This window comes from Streptomyces sp. SID3212 (assembly GCF_009865405.1).
GTDB lineage: Bacteria > Actinomycetota > Actinomycetes > Streptomycetales > Streptomycetaceae > Streptomyces.
The window spans coordinates 1-2,244 of the sequence record NZ_WWJY01000082.1; the positions used below are offsets into that span (position 1 = coordinate 1).

Below are 2,244 nucleotides of genomic sequence, written 5' to 3' on the forward strand. Positions count from 1 at the left end.
GCCCGCCCTCGCCGGCGCGCTGACCGGCGCGCTCGGCGGCGGCGACACCGTACCGGCCGCCTGGCGGGACGCCTGCCGTACGCTCGCGGGCTGCGCACTCCCCCGCCTCGCCGGCATCGATCTCATCGAACTCGCCGGACTGCTGGCAGACACGGAACTGGCCTCTCCGGGTGGACAATTCCGACATGACGACCCTGAGCACACCCCCCACCCCCTCCGCCACGGAGACCCCCACCCTCGCTGACCGCGTCACCGGCTGCCTGCTCGGCGCGGCCGTCGGCGACGCGCTCGGCGGCCCGGTCGAGGGGTACTCCCCCGACCAGATCGTCGAGCGCCACGGCGGCCGGGTCACGGGCATCGTCGGCCCGTGGAACGAGGACTGGCGCACCGCCCGCCCCATCGCGCCGTACCACAAGGGCGACGGCCACGTCACCGACGACACCCTGATGACCCACGCCCTGGTACGGGTGTACGGGACGGTCCGCGACCACCTCGACGCGTACGCGGTCGCCGAACACCTCGTCCCCGACCTGATGTCCACCCCCCGCTGGATCCCCGAGCTGGAGGCCGAGGCGCTCCCCCTGCAGCGGATCTTCCTCGCGGAGAAGTGGATCGTCGCCCGGCTGCACTACGGGCACGTCGACCCGCGCGAGGCCGGCACCGGGAACATCGTCAACTGCGGGGCAGCGATGTACATGGCGCCGGTCGGCCTGGTCAACGCGGCCCACCCGGCGGCGGCCTACGCGGAGGCGCTGGACGTGGCCGGCGCGCACCAGTCGTCGTACGGGCGCGAGGCGGCCGGGGTGTTCGCGGCGGCGGTCGCGGCGGCGTGCGTGCCGGGCGCCACCCCCGCGTCGGTCGTCGAGGCGTGCCTGGCGCTGGCGAAGGACGGGACACGCGCGGCGATCGAGGCGGTGTGCGAGGTGGCCGCGTGCCACGGTGACGCGGAGTCGGCGCTGCGTGGGCTGCGGGAGGCGGTCGCGCCCTTCGACACCGTCGGCCCCAACTACCGCGCCCCCTCCCTCGGCGCCCGCCGCCCGTCCCGCCTGCACTCGATCGAGGAACTGCCCGTGGCGCTCGGCATGTTGCTCATCGGCGGGGGCGATGTCCGCCGTACGGTGCTGGGGTCGGTCAACTACGGCCGCGACTGCGACTCCATCGCGACGATGAGCGGGGCGATCGCCGGGGCGCTGGGCGGCGAGTCCGCCGTGCCGGCGGAGTGGGCCTCGCGGGTGGCCGAGGCGAGCCGTCTCGACCTGCACGCGCCCGCGCGGATGCTGACGGAGGTGGCGTACGAGGTGTTCGCACGGGACACGGAACACCGCCGCGCCCACGAGAGCGCGTTCGCGCGCCTGACGGGGCAGCGATGAGCGGGGCGGAGGTGAGTGGGGCGGCGCTGAGCAGTGCGGACGACCTGCGCCTCACCTGGGTCCAGCCCGAGGATCTGATCGGCCACGAGCTGGCGCAGGCGGCGCGGGACGGCCGGGACGCGACGGAGATCGAACGGCGCTGGTACGAGGCGGGCGGCCACCCGGCCCCGCCCCGCGCGGGCGCGTCCCCGACCGCCGCGTCTGCGCGCCTGCGCGCGGTGGCAGAGGAGCTGCTGGACGAACTGGCCCTGCTGGACTCGCCGTTGGCGGTGTACGAGCCGACGGACCTGACGGGCATCAGGGCGATGAGCACGGCCTGGCGGTCCGCCGAATCCGCCCCCGACGCACGGCCCCAGGCCGGGGCTCCCTCCCCGACCGACACACCGCCCAGCACCAACACGCCCTCCCGAACGGGCGAACCCCCTCAGGCAGACGCTCCGTCTGAGGCCCACGCGCCGAACCGAACCGACGCCCCCCACCCAGCCGACGCGACCGCTCGGACCAACACACCCCACCCGGCCGACACACCCCACAGGGCCGAGGCACCCTCCCTAGCCGACGCGCCGAACCGAACCGACGTCCCCCACCCAGCGGACATGCCCCCTCGGACCAACACACCCCACCCGGCCGACCCGCTCTCCCAGGCCGACGCCCCCTACCGGGCCAACACGCCTTCTCAAGCCGACGCACCCCACCCGGGCGACACACCCTCCCAGCCCCACAACCCCCATCCAGCCGACGCGCCCCACCGGGCCAGCACACCCCATCCGGCCAACGCACCCGGCGCAGCCGACGCGCCCCACCGGGCCAACACGCCCTCCCAGGCTGGCACCCCTCACCCGGCCGACACACCCCACCCAACCGACAGACCCCC

Annotated in this window: 1 protein-coding gene and 2 pseudogenes; all 3 read left to right on the top strand. The window is 75.3% G+C overall.

Going from position 1 to position 2,244, the window contains the following annotated elements; all coding sequences use genetic code 11:
• A pseudogene (locus GT042_RS02770) lies at positions 1-244 on the top strand (ADP-ribosylglycohydrolase family protein); the annotation flags it as partial.
• Positions 186-1,370, top strand: a complete 1,185-nt coding sequence (locus GT042_RS02775) for an ADP-ribosylglycohydrolase family protein (RefSeq protein ID WP_161307103.1) — start codon at positions 186-188, stop codon at positions 1,368-1,370. The pseudogene GT042_RS02770 and the gene GT042_RS02775, both read left to right, overlap by 59 nt.
• Positions 1,367-2,244 (top strand): annotated as a pseudogene (locus tag GT042_RS38650) (hypothetical protein); the annotation flags it as partial. The gene GT042_RS02775 and the pseudogene GT042_RS38650, both read left to right, overlap by 4 nt.